This window comes from Parasulfuritortus cantonensis, from assembly GCF_004337445.1.
GTDB classification, from domain to species: Bacteria; Pseudomonadota; Gammaproteobacteria; order Burkholderiales; family Thiobacillaceae; genus Parasulfuritortus; species Parasulfuritortus cantonensis.
On sequence record NZ_SJZB01000014.1, the window covers coordinates 116070 to 130568 of the forward strand.

Here is a 14499-nt window from a genome sequence, read left to right on the forward strand (position 1 = left end):
CCGGCTCGCCGCCGGCAGTTTGGTCATGGCCGCGCCAGGGGCATGGTCATGACGAATTCGGCGCCGCCGTCGGGGTGGTTGCCGGCGCTCAGGCGGCCGTCGTGGCGCTCGACGATGCCGTAGCTGATCGCCAGGCCCAGGCCGGTGCCCTGGCCGACCGGCTTGGTCGTGAAAAAGGGTTCGAACACGTGTGCCAGGCTGTCCTCCGGGATGCCCGGCCCGCTGTCGTGGAAACGCACCTCGACCCGGTTTCCGACCCGGGCGGCGTGGATGCGCAGGACCCGTTCCGGCTGCCCGGCCGTGGCGTCGCAGGCGTTCTGGACCAGGTTCATGATCACCTGCTGCATCTGGCCCGGCGACCCGAATACGTTGATGCCCTCCGGGATGTCCATGTCGACCCGGAAACCGTCCGACGCCGCCTTGCTCACCCAGTGCACGGCGCGCTCGATCACGTCGGTGAGGTTGAAGGCCTGGAAGGCGTTGCGGTCGACCGCCGAGAAGCGCTTCAGGCTGTCGACGATGTCGCGCGTGCGCTCGGCCCCCTCGACGGTGCCCTCGATCAGGGACGGCAGGTCGGCGAGCAGGTGGTCGATGCGCAGCTCGGCGCGCAGGCCGGCCAGGGCCTCGGCCGGGGCGCCGCCGTGGATCGCCGCCAGGTAGCGTTCCAGGCGCCCGGTATAGCGCTGCAGGGCATGGACGTTGCCGAGCACGAAGCTGATCGGGTTGTTGAGCTCGTGGGCGACCCCGGCGACCAGGCGCCCGAGCGAGGCCATCTTCTCGGCGTGGAGCAGCTGCTGCTGGGTCTTCTGGAGGTCCTCGTGCGCCTCGCGCAGGGCCTGGTAGGCCTTGCGCAGCTCGCCCACCGGGCGCCCGGTGACCACCATGCCGACGCGGGCGCCGGCGTGGTTGAAACGCGGCGTGCAGTTGAGCGAGACCGGCATGGCGCCGCCGTCGGCGGCACGCAGGTTCAACTCGCAGTCGTGCACGGAGCGGTCGCCGTGGCCGGTGAACATGCGCTCGGCGGCGGCGCGCGAGCCGTCGTCGGCGAACAGCTCGAACATCGGCCGGCCGATCAGCCGTTCCGGGGTGTCGCCCGAGCAGGCCTGCAGGGACGGGTTGACCTCCTCGATGCGGCCGTCGTGGTCGCACACCACCAGGATGTCGGACATCGACGACAGCACCGACATCACGAAACGCTGCGACTCCTCGAGGGCGGCGTTCTTCTCCTCCAGGGCGACTTCGTACTGGAGCAGGTCGTTGTAGACCTCGTCCATCTTCCGGATCACCTCGATCCAGACCTCCTCGCCGAGGCCGCCCAGCCCGTCCTCGGCGCCGAGCGCCTCGAGCATCGCCGTCGGCAGTACCGGTTCGGGCTTGCGCAGCTTGTCCATCAGTGCACCGTGCAGGCCATGCAGGGATCGAAGGAGCGCACGACGTGCTGGACCGGCGTCAGGTCGCCGCCCGGCACCGCCAGGCCGGCGAGCGCCTGTTCCAGGGCGCCGGGCGTGCCGGCGCCGTCGCGCGGCGAGAAGTTCCAGGTGGTCGGGGCGACGACCTGGTAGCGCGCGATGCGGCCCTGGCGCACCACCAGCCAGTGGCCCAGGCTGCCGCGCGCCGCCTCGGCCAGGCCGACCGCCTCGCCGTCGTCGGGCAGGGCCAGGGCGTCGCACCAGGGTGCGCCCGGCTCGATGGCGCGCGCCCAGTCCTCCATGACCGGCACCACGGCGGCCAGTTCGAGCAGGCGCGCGAGCACCCGCGCCGTGACGCTGCCGCCCCGCTCCGCCACCAGAGCGCGCACGAGCGGCTGCCCGGCCACCATCTGGCGCGCCAAGGCGCCCGTCTCGACGACCTCGCCGCGATAACGCGGTGCCTTGCACCAAGTGTAGGCCCCGGGCTTGTCCGGGTCCGGCACGGTCCGGCCGAGCAGGGGCGGCAGGGTGCCGCCTTCCAGCCAGGCATGGCTGACGTCCTCGCTGACCGCCTCGACGTCCAGCCCGGCGACCCGGCCGTCGCGCCACACCCCGGCCGGCCAGAGGCGGCCATCCGGCCCGGCATAGGCGCCGTAGCTGAGGAAACGGTCGCCGGCGCGGCCGGCACGGTCCAGGCCGAGGTCGTCGGCAATGGCGAGGAAGCGGCGCAGGTCGCCGCCGCCGGCACGGCGCCAGCGCGCCAGGTCGTCGAGCCCGGCCAGGCCGGTGACCGCCTCCAGGCGGTCGCCGAACAGGTGCTGCTCGAGGAAACGCCGGAAGTCGCGCACCAGGCCCACCAGCTGGAGGACGTCGCCCGCGGCGAGCGGGCGCGCGCTGCCGCCCGGGCGCAGGCTCAGGGTGTGCGGCCACTTGCCCGCCATCAGGCCCATCAGGTGCATGAAGGCGGCGCGTGCCGGCAGGACGTCGCGCGCCGCCGTGCCCTCGACCGCCCGGAAGCGCGCCGCGGCCTCGTCGTACCAGGGCCGCCCGGCGTACGCCGGGCGCGCGAAGTCGGGCATGAAGAAGAGGTAGAAATGGGTCAGGTGGTCGGCCAGGTTCTCGCAGGCGCCGACCAGGCACTCCGCCAACAGGCCGTTGCGGGTGGCCGCGGCGCCGGCCAGGTTGCGCAGGGCGGCGGCGGCGGCGATGCTTTGCGAGACCGAGCAGATGCCGCAGATGCGTGGCACGATGGTCAGGGCGTCCTCGCTCGGCCGTCCCGGCAGCATGGCCTCGAAGCCCCGGTACAGCGAGGCGCTGATGCTGGCCGCCGCGATGCGCTCGTCCTCGATGTCCAGGCGCACCTCGAGGTCGCCCTCGACCCGGTTGAAGGGCCCGACGATCCGGCGTTCGCGCGTCATTTCGCCCCCGCCTTGCTGGCCGGCGGCACCACGATGTGGTCGGACACCGCGTTGTCGCGCACCCGTTTGGGCGTCGCCGACTTGGACAGGGCGGCCAGGGCCACGAACCAGGCGCGCGGCATGTCGACCGGCAGGCCGACCGGGATGCCGGCCAGCTTGGGCGTCTGCTCGAAGGCGTGGCCGGGGGCCTCGAAGCCGGGCTCGGTACAGCGGATGCAGGCATAGCCGCCACGCAGGCAGGAGCCGGAACCGTTCCAGAGCCGCATGTTGCAGTCGGCGTGCGCCTGGGTGCCCTTGCAGCCCAGGTTCTCCATCAGGCAGCCCTGGTCGGAAGCCTTGCCGGCGCTGGCCTTGAATTCGTAGTACTCGTTGCGCGGGCAGCCGTGGTGGACCAGGTGGTCGGTGTACAGGCGCGGGCGCCGGTAGGCGTCGAGCTGGTCCATGCCGAAACGGCCCAGGCCGATGCCGAGCAGGGTGTCGAGCAGCCAGCCGGGATGGATCGGACAGCCGGCGACGTTGATCACCGGCAGGCCGGCGCCGGCCCGGAAGTCGCGCCCGAGCAGGCCGCCCGGGGTCTCGCCGTCGTATTGCAGGCCGGTGGCGCCGCCCGGGTTGCCGCCGACGGCGTTGATGCCGCCCCAGGCGGCACAGCTGCCCACCGCGACGACGTGACGGGCACGGCCGGCGAGCTCGCGCAGCCAGTGGATCATCGGCCGGCCGGTGCCGGCCAGGATGTGGAAACGGCCGCTGCCGTGCGGGCCGGTCATGGGCGAGCCTTCCAGGCAGAGTATGTCCAGGCGCTCGCGGCCCTCCGCGCAGGCGGCCAGGACGGCCAGGGCCTCGTCGCCGCTGGCCTCGCTCAGGCTCGGATGCCAGAGCAGCCGGATGCCGGCGTCGGCCAGGCGGTCGACCAGGTTGGGCTGCTCGGCGTTGAGCAGGGACAGCGTGCAGCCGCCGCAACCGCCCGACTGCAGCCAGAGCAGGTTGAGCGGCTCAGCCATCCTCCCTCCCCAGCGTCCTGGCCGGACGCCCGCGCCCGCGTACCGGGACGCTGACGCCGAGCCGGCGCAGCTTGGCGCGCAGGCCCGGCCGGGACAGGCCGAGCTCGCTGGCGGCATGGGTGAGGTTGCCGTCGTGCTTGCGCAGGGCCTCGCAGAGCAGGCGTGCCTCCATGGCGTCGAGGCGGCCGCCGGCCGGCGTGCCGGCCTCGTCGCGCGGCGGGCGCAGGCCGGCCAGGCTGGCCTGCTGGCGGATCGCCAGGGCCAGGGCGTCGAGATCGAGCAGGGCCCGGTCCGACACCACCAGCATGCGCTGGATCTCGTTCTGCAGTTCGCGCACGTTGCCGGGCCAGGCGTAGGCCTGCATGCAGGCCAGCACCTCGGGGGCGAAGCCGTCGACCCGGCGGCCCAGGTTGGCGCTCACCTTGGCCAGGATGCGGCGCGCCAGTTCGGGGATGTCCATGGGCCGCTCGCGCAGGGCCGGCACGCGCACGGGCACCGTCGCCAGGCGGTAGTAGAGGTCCTCGCGGAAACGCCCGGCGCGGACCTCGTCCTCCAGGTGGCGGTTGGTCGCGGCGACCACGCGCACGTCCACCGCGACCGTGCGGCTGCTGCCCAGGGGCCGGAACTCGCCCTCCTGGAGCACGCGCAGGAGCTTGACCTGGAAGGCCGCCGAGGTCTCGCCGATCTCGTCCAGGAACAGGGTGCCGCCATGGGCCTGCTGGAACAGGCCGACGCGGTCCTGGCTGGCGCCGGTATAGGCGCCCTTCTTGTGGCCGAACAGTTCGGACTCCAGCAGGGTGTCGGGCAGGGCGCCGCAGTTCTCGACCACGAACGGCTGCTCGGCGCGGCCGCCGCCGTAGTGGATGGCGCGCGCCAGGAGTTCCTTGCCGGTGCCCGATTCGCCCTCGATCAGCACCGGCACGTCGTAGTTCGCGGCCCGCTCGACCAGCTGGCAGACCGCCTGCATGGGACTGTCCGCCGCGCGCACGATGGCATCCGGCGCGAAGGCCTGGCGCAGGCGCGCCCGGTTCTCGCCGACGCGGCCGCGCAGATGCGGTTCGGCGGCGCGCAATTCCAGGGTCAGGCGGTGGTTCTCGGTCTCCAGGCGCTGCAGTTCGGCGGCCCGGCGCAGGGTGAGCAGCAACTGGTCCGGGTGCCAGGGCTTGAGCAGGTACTGGTAGATGCCGGCCTCGTTGATGCCGGCGATGATGTCCTCGCTGTCGGTATAGCCGGAGATGATGATGCGAACGGTGTCCGGCCAGGCCTCGCGCACCTGGCGCAGGAAGGCGACGCCGCTCATGCCCGGCATGCGCTGGTCGGTGAGCACGACGTGGACGCGGTGGTCCTCCATGAGGGCGAGGGCCTCGGCGGCGCCCGACGCGGTAAGGACGTTGAAGTCCTCGTCCAGGGTGCGGCGCAACGCCTCCTGCGAACGCGGCTCGTCGTCAACGACCAGGATGGTCGACAACTCGGTCAATGGCGGTCTCCTCCATCTCGAAAATGGCGCCGGACGAACGGCCCGGAGGTGCGACCGCGGGGACAACGCGGCACCGGCCGGGATACAGCGAAACGGTATTGGATTTGTCTGCGGCGACGGTCGAGGCGCCGCCATGGCATGGATTCTATACCCATGCCCGACCGTCCTGGCTAGGCCGCGCGGGCCTGCTCGGGGCAGCTGCGGTCCCGGCGCGGACCGTCGTAGCGGACCTCGACGGCCGCCACCGTCGCGTCGCCCAGTTCCGCGTGCATGGCCAGGAGGGCCTCGGTCTCGGCCTGCCAGCGGGCCAGGCCCTGGCGCGCCGCCTGCTCGATGCCGGCCAGGTCGCCGCCCGCCTGCCAATGCTCGTAGGCCTGCGCCAGCTCGGGCGCCAGCTTGCGGCGCATGCCGACGAAGTTGGCGAAAAAGAAGTGCAGCGCCGCCGGGTCGCCGCGCTCGACCAGGCCCGGCAAGGTGGACAGGCAGTCCGCGTAGAGGTCGCGTACCGCCCGCACCATGATCTCGGCCCGGCTCCGCATCACGGTCAGCAGCAGGCCCTCCCAGGCCTCGCCCAGGGCGGCGCCGACGCGGGCCTCGCCGAGTTCGTGCAGGAGCACCGATTCCATCTCGGTGGCGGTCATGGCATCCAGGGCCGCCTCCGGGGCGGTGTCGAACGGGTAGCAGGCGAGCGCCCTGGCCATGGCGTCGTTCTTGCGGCTCCAGCGCCATTCCTCGTACTTCTCCCAGAGCCAGCGGCGCAGCGCCTCGGTCCGGATGAACAGGGTGCGGTCCAGGTACATGCCCGGCGGGGCCTCGAGGTCGCGCGCCAGTTCGTGGCCGGTGACGTAGACGTCGAAGCCGTGCCGGCGTTCGCGCCGGAGCAGCTCGCCGAGGAAGAAGTGCGGCTTGCAGTGGCGGCCGTAGCCTCCGCTGTAGACATAGCCGTGTTCGAGCAGCACGGCATTGATGCGCGCCGCCTCGAACGGGTCGACCGGGCCGTCCGGCAGGGGCACGGGCTCGTAGGGGACGGCCTCCAGGCCATCCCAGAGCTGGCCGCGCAGGTTCATCCAGTCGCCCACCTCGGCGCGGGCCATCTCGCGGCTGAGCGGGATGGCGTGTTCCCAGCGGTAGAGTTCGCGCATCTTGAGCAGGAAGGTGCACAGGGTCAGGTCGCCGGCGTGCTGGGCGTCCGAGATGTGGCAGTTTTGCCGGATAGCCCCGACAATGGCGTCCAGATCGAAACCGGTCATGGCAGAATATCCGAGAGATTTTGTCGGATTATAGATTGGAGAACGACGGATGCGGTACTGGCTGATGAAGAGCGAACCTTCCGAATTCGGCATCGACGACCTGGTGCGCGATGGCTTCGTGCCCTGGTTCGGCGTGCGCAACTACCAGGCGCGCAACTTCATGCGCGACCAGATGAAGGTCGGCGACGGCGTCCTCTTCTACCACTCGTCCTGTGCCGAGCCGGGCATCGCCGGCATCGCCGAGGTGGCCAAGGCGGCCTACCCGGATGCCAGCCAGTTCGACACCGACGGCAAGTACTACGACGCCAAGGCGACCCCGGACAACCCGCGCTGGTTCAACGTCGACGTCAGGATCGTGCGCAAGACCCGGTTGCTGCCGCTGGCCGAGATCCGCGCCTGTCCGGAGCTGGCCAACATGCGCATCCTGGCCCGGGGCAACCGGCTCTCGATCACCCCGGTCGACCCGGACGAGTGGAACTTCATCCAGGCCCGGCTTTGACCTTTCTGGCCGCCTACGCCGCGCTCGGCCTGGTGTCCGGCTTCATCGCCGGCCTGCTCGGGGTCGGCGGCGGCCTGGTCCTGGTGCCGGTGCTGTCCTGGATCTACGCCTACGAGGGCTTTCCGGCCGCCTACAACATCCACATGGCCCTAGGCACCTCGCTGGCGGTCATCGTCCTGACCTCCCTGTCCAGCCTGCGCGCCCACCATCGCCACGGCGCCGTGCGCTGGCCGGCGGTGCGCCGGATCGCCCCGGGCATCGTGCTCGGCACCCTGGCCGGCGCCATCGCCGCGGCCTGGCTGCCGGACCGCGGCCTGCGCTGGTTCTTCGTCGCCTTCCTGTTCTACGCCGCGACCCAGATGCTGCTCGGCTTCAAGGCCAATCCGCAGCGCGAGCTGCCCGGCTGGCCGGGCATGACCGCGGCCGGCACGGTGATCGGCCTGGTGTCGAGCTGGGTCGGCATCGGCGGCGGCACCCTGTCGGTGCCGTTCCTGAACTGGTGCAACGTGCGTTTCCAGGAGGCCATCGGCACCTCCGCGGCGATCGGCTTCCCGATCGCCGTCTCGGGCGCGCTGGGCTACTCGCTGTCCGGCCAGGTCGCCGCCGGCATGCCGGCCCACAGCGCCGGCTTCGTCTACCTGCCCGCGCTCGCCGGGGTGGCGCTGTTCAGCATCCTGACCGCCCCGCTCGGCGCCCGCCTGACCCACAGCCTGCCGGTGCCGCGCCTGAAGAAGATATTCGCCGGCCTGCTCTATGTCCTCGGCCTGCGCATGCTGTACGGACTCATTACGTGACGATCGAGAGGAGATGACATGCGTTACCTGCTTGCCCTGGCCGCCCTGCTGGCCAGCCTGAATGCCTGCGCCGCCGACTACGCCCGCGAACAGAAGTGGGCCGACGAGGTCCTGCCCTCGGTCCTGGTCGGCGACCCGGTCTGGCTCGCCCAGGCCAACGGCCACAAGTTCCTCGGCCTGTACACGCCGGTCGCCAACGCCAAGGCCGGCTTGGTCGTGGTGCACGGCATCGGCGTGCACCCGGACTGGGGCCTGGTGAGCGCCCTGCGCCAGCAACTGCCCGAGGCCGGCTACGCCACCCTGTCGGTGCAGATGCCGGTGCTCGCCGCCGACGCCAAGGTGGACGACTACCTGCCCACCTTCGACGAGGCGGCCGAACGCCTGAAACTGGCGGTGCAGTTCCTCAAGGACAAGGGCTACACGAAGGTCGCCATCGTCGCCCACAGCCTGGGCACCCGGATGAGCTACCACTACCTCAGCCAGACCCCCGCCACGCCGGTCGTCGCCTGGGTCGCCATCGGGGCGCCCGCGGCCCTGGACACGGCGAAGCTGAGGATGCCGATCCTCGACCTGTACGGCCAGAACGACCTGCCCGCGGTGCTCGCCGGCGCCGCCACCCGGGCGGCCGGCCTGAAACAGAAGGGCTCGACCCAGGTCGTGGTGCCGGGTGCCGACCACTTCTTCGAGGGCAAGGACGGCCCCCTCCTGGGTCAGGTGCGCGCCTGGCTCGACAAGACGCTGTGACGGCCGCGGCCGCCTAGACGACGCCGAACGGACCGGTCGCCCGGTTCGAGAGGTCGTCCTCCTGCTGGCCGCCCAGCTTGATGCGCAGGCGCAGGTCGTTGTAGGAATCGGCGTTGCGCAAGGCCTCTTCCTGGCTGATCACGCCGGCCGCGTAGAGGTCGTAGAGCGACTGGTCGAAGGTCTGCATGCCGAGGTCGCGCGACTTCGCCATGAGGCCCTTGATCTCGTCCAGGCGGTTCTTCTGGATCATGTCCGCGATCAGCGGCGTACCCAGCAGGACCTCCACCGCCGGGATGCGGCCCTTGCCGTCGGCGCGCGGGATCAGGCGTTGCGAGACGATGCCGCGCAGGTTCATGGATAGATCCAGCAGCAACTGCTCGCGCCGCTCCAGGGGGAACATGCTCAGTATCCGCTCCAGGGCCTGGTTGGCGTTGTTGGCGTGCAGGGTGGACAGGCACAGGTGGCCGGTCTCGGCGTAGGACATGGCGAATTCCATGATCGAACGCTCGCGGATCTCGCCGATCAGGATCACGTCCGGGGCCTGGCGCAGGGAATTCTTCAGGGCGGTGTGCCAGTCCTCGGTGTCGGTACCCACCTCGCGCTGGGTGATGATGCTCTGGCCGTGCTGGTGCACGAACTCGATCGGGTCCTCGACGGTGAGTATGTGGTCGGCCCGGCGCTGGTTGCGGTAGCCGATCATGGCCGCCAGCGAGGTCGACTTGCCGCTGCCCGTCGCGCCGACCATGAGGATCAGGCCGCGCGGCATCATGGCGACATCCTTCAGGATGGGCGGCAGGTGCAGATCGGCGATCTCGGGGATGGTGGTATTGATGGTCCGGAAGACGATGCCGACCCGGCTCTGCTGCATGAAGGCGCTGACCCGGAAGCGGCCGATGGCATCGTCGAAGATGGCGAAGTTGGCTTCCTTGTTGTTCAGGAAACCGTTCCACTGCTTCTCGGTCATCACCGACTTGGCCAGGGACTGGGTCTCGGCGGGGGTCAGCTTGACCTCCGACAGCGGCACCACCTTGCCGTCCACCTTCAGGGCGGGCGGAAAACCCGCGGTCAGGAACAGGTCGGACGCCTTGCGTTCGACCATGGTGCGCAGCCAGCCGGCTACGGGGTTCGTGCCGCTCATCTGAACAGGTCCTTGTTGACCGCGACCGTGCGCGCCTCGCCGGGATCGACGTAGTTGCGCCGCACCAGGTCGGTGAGGCATTGGTCCAGGGTCTGCATGCCCAGGGCCTGGCCGGTCTGGATCGAGGAATACATCTGCGCCACCTTGTTCTCGCGGATCAGGTTGCGGATGGCCGGGGTGCCGATCATGATCTCGTGGGCGGCGATCCGGCCGCTGCCGTCCTTGCGCTTCATCAGGGCCTGCGAGATGACGGCACGGATCGACTCCGACAGCATGGACCGGACCATGTCCTTCTCGGCGGCCGGGAACACGTCGATGATCCGGTCGATGGTCTTGGCGGCGGAACTGGTGTGCAGGGTGGCGAACACCAGGTGGCCGGTCTCGGCCGCGGTCAGGGCCAGGCGGATGGTTTCCAGGTCGCGCATTTCGCCCACCAGGATGACGTCCGGGTCCTCGCGCAGGGCCGAGCGCAACGAGTTCTCGAAACTCTTGGTGTGCGGTCCCAGCTCGCGCTGGTTGATCAGGCACTTCTTGCTCTGGTGCACGAATTCGATCGGGTCCTCGATGGTGAGGATGTGGCCGTGCAGGTTGTCGTTGACGTAGTCGATCATGGCCGCCAGGGTGGTCGACTTGCCCGAGCCGGTCGGCCCGGTGACCAGGACGATGCCGCGCGGCTGGTCGGAAATCTCCTTGAAGCTGCGCGGCGCCTCCAGTTCCTCGAGAGTGAGCACCTTGGAGGGCACCGTCCGGAAGGCGGCCGAGGCGCCCCGCTCCTGGTTGTAGGCGTTGACCCGGAAACGCGCCACGCCGGGCAGGGCGAAGGAGAAGTCGGTTTCCAGGAATTCCTCGTAGGCCTTGCGCTGCGCGTCGCTCATGACGTCGTAGATCATCGCCCGGACCTGGGTGTTGTCCATCGCCGGCACGTTGATGCGGCGGATGTCGCCGTGTACCCGGATCATGGGCGGCAGCCCAGCCGACAGGTGCAGGTCGGACGCCTTGTTCTTTACCGCGAAAGTCAGGAGGTCGGAAATTTCCATCTTATAATTCGCGTAGTTATGAATAAAGACGGGCAAAGGTCTGAAACCATTATGGGTGCAATTCCGGCGGGGTTGCAAGTTTGCCGGGAGCGCATCGCCAAGGCCTGTGCCGCGGCCGGGCGCGATCCGCGCGCCGTCATGCTGCTGGCCGTCAGCAAGACCTTCCCGGGCGCCGCCGTGCGCGAGGCCTGGCAGGCCGGCCAGACCGCCTTCGGCGAGAGCTACCTGCAGGAGGCCCTGGCCAAGCTGGACGAACTCGCCGACCTGGCCATCGAGTGGCATTTCATCGGCCCGGTCCAGAGCAACAAGACGCGGCCGATCGCCGAGCGGTTCGCCTGGGTGCACGGCGTCGACCGCCTGAAGATCGCCGAGCGCCTGGCCGAAGCCCGCCCGGGCGAGGCCGCGCCGCTGAACGTCTGCATCCAGGTCAACGTCAGCGGCGAAGCGAGCAAGCACGGCGTCGCACCGGAGGAAGCCCTGACGCTGGCCCGCCAGGTGGCGGCGTTGCCGCGCCTGAAGCTGCGCGGCTTCATGGCCATCCCGCGCGAGACGGACGACCCCGCCGAGCAGCGGGGCCAGTTCGCGCGCCTGCGCGGCCTGTTCGAACAAGCGGCCGGTCTCGGCCTCGACACCCTGTCCATGGGCATGTCGGGCGACCTCGAGGCGGCCATCATGGAAGGTGCCACCATCGTACGCGTGGGCACCGCGATCTTCGGAAAGAGAGAGTACATATGAAGGTAGGTTTCATCGGCGGCGGCAACATGGCGGAGGCCATGATCGGCGGCATGCTGCGCCAGGGTTTCGCGGCCGCGGACATCCGCGTCACCGAGCCGAACCCGGACCGCCGCGCCGCCCTGGCGACCCGCTACGGCATCACGGTCGAGGCCGAGGCGGCCGCGACGCTGGCCGTCGACGTCCTGGTCCTGGCGGTGAAACCGCAGGTGCTGCGCGCGGTGCTCACCAGCCTGCCGCGCCCGGCGCCCGAGACCTGCGTGCTGTCGATCGCCGCCGGCGTGCGCGCCGGCGACATCGCGCGCTGGCTCAACCAGCACAAGGCGGTGGTCCGCGCCATGCCCAACACCCCGGCCCTGGTCGGTGCCGGCATCGCCGGCCTGTACGCCCTGCCCGACGTCTCGGCCGAGCAGCAGGCGCGCGCCGAGACCGTGCTCAAGGCGGTGGGCGAGACGGTCTGGGTGGCCGATGAGGCCCTGATCGACGCCGTCACCGCCATCTCCGGCAGCGGCCCGGCCTACGTCTTCCTGTTCATCGAGGCGCTCGAGAGCGCCGGCCGCGCGCTCGGCCTCGACGCCGACGCCGCCCGCACGCTCGCCCTCGGCACCGTCTACGGTTCCGCCGCCCTGGCCGTGCAGGACGGCAGCGAACCGGCCGAACTGCGCGCCCGGGTCACCTCCAAGGGCGGCACCACCGAGCGCGGGGTCGCCGCCCTCGAGGAGCACGGCGTCCGCGCCGCGGTCGCCGCCGCCGCCGCCGCGGCGGCGGCGCGGGCCCGTGAACTGGGCGACCAACTGGGCGCCGAGTGATGTTCCAGGACGCCGCGCAATTCCTCCTCCGGATGGCCTGCGAACTGGCCGCCACGGCGTTCTGGCTGCGTTTCTACATGCAGTTGACCCGGGTGCCGTTCCAGAACCCGTTCGCCCAGTTCGTCGTCAAGGTGACCAATTTCGCGGTCCGCCCGGCCCGCCGGCTGATCCCCGGCCTGTTCGGGCTCGACCTCGCCAGCCTGATGTTCTTCCTGCTCGCCGAGTTCGTCTGGGTGGTGGCCAGCCACTGGCTGGCGGGCTATCCCTTCCTGGCCGCCGGCGCGGCGGTCTGGCCGGCCTTCCTGCTCCTGACCGTCGCGGCGGCGGTCAAGCTGGTCATCTACCTGCTCATCGCCCTCATCTTCGTGCAGGCGATCATCAGCTGGGTCAACCCGTTCTCGCCCGCGGCGCCGGTGTTCTACGCCCTGGCGCGGCCGGTCCTGGCACCCTTCCAGCGTTTCATCCCGCCGATCTCGGGGATCGACCTGTCGCCCCTGGCCGCCTTCGTGGTGCTGCAGCTGATCCTGATCGTGCCGGTGGCCGGCCTGGAGACCTTCGCCCACCGCCTGGCGTTCGGCCTGCCATGAGCGCCTACCCGGTCTGGCTCGCGGCCGGGGCCGGCGGTGGCTGCGAAATCACCCTGCACGTGCAGCCGGGTGCCTCCCGGAGCGAACTGGCCGGCCTGCACGGCGACGCCCTCAAGCTGAGGATCAGCGCCCGCCCGGTCGAGGGGGCCGCCAACGCCGCCGTACTGGACTTCCTGGCCGCCTGGCTCGCCCTGCCCAAACGGGACCTCAAGCTCCTGCGCGGCGACAAGTCGCGGCGCAAGACGGTCTGGGCACCGATCCCGCCGGAGCGGGTGCCGAAGCCGGCCTAAAGGTTCACAATCCGGCCATGCGTTCCCACTCCATCCTGCTCAGCAAGACCTGCCCGTACTGCGGCGCCCGCGCCAAGGCGGAGGCCAGGCTGCCGGTGCCCGCGCACGCGCCGGCGCCGGAGTTCAACCTGGACAACCTGGCCGGCCTGGTACGCAACCAGAGCCTGAGCCAGTTGCTGGCCCTGGTGGAACTGCTGCCCTACAAGACCTTCACCTGCGCCAAGTGCGGGGCGGAATTCCGCCTGGAGAGCCATTCGGTGAAGGATCTGGTCGGCAACATGCTGGGCAGCATGCAGCCGGCGCCGCCGCGCAAGCCGGTCAGCGTCGGCAGCCATGCGCCCAAGCGGACCCGCAAGGCCGCCGCGACGCCTGCCGCCGCGCCCGGGCCGGACTGGGAAGCCGAGAGCCTGGATGCCGTGGTGCACGCGCCGGCCGACACAAAACCGGAAACCTGAGCGGCTATAATCGGGCCTCTCGCGGAGGCCCATCTTGGATACCCTATTACTACTCAAGGCCCTCATACTCGGCATCGTCGAGGGCCTGACCGAATTTTTGCCCATTTCGTCCACCGGTCACCTGATCATCGCCGGCCAGCTGCTCGGCTTTCACGACGACAAGGCCAAGGTGTTCGACATCGCCATCCAGCTCGCCGCCATCCTGGCCGTGGTCTGGGTCTACCGGCAACGGCTCGGCCACGTCCTCGCCAGCATGACGCGCGAGCCGGAATCGCGCCGTTTCGCCTTCAACCTGGTGGTCGCGTTCATGCCCGCCGCGGTGCTCGGCCTGCTCTTCGTGAAGCAGATCAAGGCCTACCTGTTCAACCCGCTGGTGGTGGCCTCGGCGTTCATCGTCGGCGGCCTGCTCATCCTCTGGGCCGAACGCCGGCAGCACACCATCCGGGCCGAGACGGTCGACGACATGACCTGGCGCGACGCCCTCAAGGTCGGCTTCGCCCAGGCGCTGGCCATGATCCCGGGCACCTCGCGCTCCGGCGCCACCATCATCGGCGGCCTGTTCTTCGGCCTGTCGCGCCAGGCGGCCACCGAGTTCTCCTTCTTCCTGGCCGTCCCGACCATGTTCGCGGCCACCCTGTACGACGTCTACAAGCACCGCGAGCTGTTCAGCGCCGCCGACCTGCCCCTGTTCGCGGTCGGCGGCGTGGCCTCCTTCGTCAGCGCGTTCCTGTGCGTGCGCTGGTTGTTGCGCTTCATCTCCAGCCACGACTTCACCCCCTTCGCCTGGTACCGCATCGGCTTCGGCGTCATCGTCCTGGCCACGGCGTATACCGGCATCATCGACTGGACCGGCTGAGCC

Annotated in this window: 16 protein-coding genes; 9 read left to right on the forward strand and 7 right to left on the reverse strand. The window is 70.3% G+C overall.

The genetic code is table 11. From position 1 onward, the window contains the following. Positions 1-23: 23 nt before the first annotated feature. From EZJ19_RS04330 to EZJ19_RS04350, 5 genes are all read right to left on the reverse strand, one after another. Entirely contained in the window at positions 24-1391 is a 1368-nt protein-coding gene (locus EZJ19_RS04330) for a PAS domain-containing sensor histidine kinase (protein ID WP_240754645.1), read from the reverse strand. After that, positions 1391-2827 carry a nickel-dependent hydrogenase large subunit gene (locus tag EZJ19_RS04335; RefSeq protein ID WP_131445072.1) on the reverse strand — a complete coding sequence of 479 codons (1437 nt, stop codon included), beginning with the start codon at positions 2825-2827 and terminating at the stop codon, positions 1391-1393. The genes EZJ19_RS04330 and EZJ19_RS04335 overlap by 1 nt, the downstream gene beginning before the upstream one ends. Next, the gene (locus EZJ19_RS04340) at positions 2824-3828 is read right to left on the reverse strand and encodes an NADH-quinone oxidoreductase subunit B family protein (RefSeq protein ID WP_131445073.1); all 1005 of its coding nucleotides are present in this window, start codon (positions 3826-3828) and stop codon (positions 2824-2826) included. Before EZJ19_RS04340 ends, EZJ19_RS04335 begins: the two co-directional genes overlap by 4 nt. After that, entirely contained in the window at positions 3821-5305 is a 1485-nt protein-coding gene (locus tag EZJ19_RS04345; RefSeq protein ID WP_240754646.1) for a sigma-54-dependent transcriptional regulator, read from the reverse strand. The genes EZJ19_RS04340 and EZJ19_RS04345 overlap by 8 nt, the downstream gene beginning before the upstream one ends. Positions 5306-5475: 170 nt before the next feature. Continuing rightward, positions 5476-6555 (reverse strand): Sfum_1244 family protein, encoded by a 1080-nt coding sequence (locus EZJ19_RS04350; protein WP_131445075.1) that lies wholly within the window; start codon positions 6553-6555, stop codon positions 5476-5478. A gap of 49 nt (positions 6556-6604) precedes the next feature. On the opposite strand from EZJ19_RS04350, the gene EZJ19_RS04355 reads away from it, so the two are divergent. The 3 genes from EZJ19_RS04355 to EZJ19_RS04365 are packed head-to-tail and all read left to right on the forward strand — an operon-like array spanning position 6605 to position 8592. After that, entirely contained in the window at positions 6605-7054 is a 450-nt protein-coding gene (locus EZJ19_RS04355) for an EVE domain-containing protein (protein ID WP_131445076.1), read from the forward strand. Beyond that, positions 7051-7848 (forward strand): sulfite exporter TauE/SafE family protein, encoded by a 798-nt coding sequence (locus EZJ19_RS04360; protein ID WP_131445077.1) that lies wholly within the window; start codon positions 7051-7053, stop codon positions 7846-7848. The genes EZJ19_RS04355 and EZJ19_RS04360 overlap by 4 nt, the downstream gene beginning before the upstream one ends. 18 nt (positions 7849-7866) lie before the next feature. Continuing rightward, entirely contained in the window at positions 7867-8592 is a 726-nt protein-coding gene (locus tag EZJ19_RS04365; protein ID WP_131445078.1) for a DUF3530 family protein, read from the forward strand. Between the two features lie 13 nt (positions 8593-8605). Here the strand turns inward: EZJ19_RS04365 and EZJ19_RS04370 are convergent, their stop codons facing one another. Both EZJ19_RS04370 and EZJ19_RS04375 read right to left on the reverse strand, forming a co-directional pair. Next, entirely contained in the window at positions 8606-9730 is a 1125-nt protein-coding gene (locus EZJ19_RS04370) for a PilT/PilU family type 4a pilus ATPase (RefSeq protein ID WP_131445079.1), read from the reverse strand. Then, complete coding sequence (locus EZJ19_RS04375; RefSeq protein ID WP_131445080.1) at positions 9727-10767, reverse strand: type IV pilus twitching motility protein PilT; 1041 nt, start codon at positions 10765-10767, stop codon at positions 9727-9729. Before EZJ19_RS04375 ends, EZJ19_RS04370 begins: the two co-directional genes overlap by 4 nt. Positions 10768-10818: 51 nt before the next feature. Here EZJ19_RS04375 and EZJ19_RS04380 point away from each other — a divergent pair, with 51 nt between their 5' ends. Genes EZJ19_RS04380 through EZJ19_RS04405 form a run of 6 tightly spaced genes read left to right on the forward strand, consistent with a single transcriptional unit; the run spans position 10819 to position 14496 of the window. Further along, entirely contained in the window at positions 10819-11502 is a 684-nt protein-coding gene (locus tag EZJ19_RS04380) for a YggS family pyridoxal phosphate-dependent enzyme (protein WP_131445081.1), read from the forward strand. Continuing rightward, complete coding sequence (gene proC / locus EZJ19_RS04385; RefSeq protein WP_131445082.1) at positions 11499-12308, forward strand: pyrroline-5-carboxylate reductase; 810 nt, start codon at positions 11499-11501, stop codon at positions 12306-12308. Before EZJ19_RS04380 ends, proC begins: the two co-directional genes overlap by 4 nt. Next, positions 12308-12895, forward strand: a complete 588-nt coding sequence (locus EZJ19_RS04390) for a YggT family protein (RefSeq protein WP_131445083.1) — start codon at positions 12308-12310, stop codon at positions 12893-12895. The genes proC and EZJ19_RS04390 overlap by 1 nt, the downstream gene beginning before the upstream one ends. Continuing rightward, entirely contained in the window at positions 12892-13185 is a 294-nt protein-coding gene (locus EZJ19_RS04395; protein ID WP_131445084.1) for a DUF167 domain-containing protein, read from the forward strand. The genes EZJ19_RS04390 and EZJ19_RS04395 overlap by 4 nt, the downstream gene beginning before the upstream one ends. A gap of 17 nt (positions 13186-13202) precedes the next feature. Beyond that, positions 13203-13640: a hypothetical protein gene (locus EZJ19_RS04400; protein WP_131445085.1), complete on the forward strand. Its 438-nt coding sequence runs from the start codon at positions 13203-13205 to the stop codon at positions 13638-13640. A gap of 34 nt (positions 13641-13674) precedes the next feature. After that, on the forward strand, positions 13675-14496 hold the full coding sequence (locus EZJ19_RS04405; RefSeq protein WP_131445086.1) for an undecaprenyl-diphosphate phosphatase: 822 nt from the start codon (positions 13675-13677) through the stop codon (positions 14494-14496). The last annotated feature ends 3 nt before the right edge of the window (positions 14497-14499 follow it).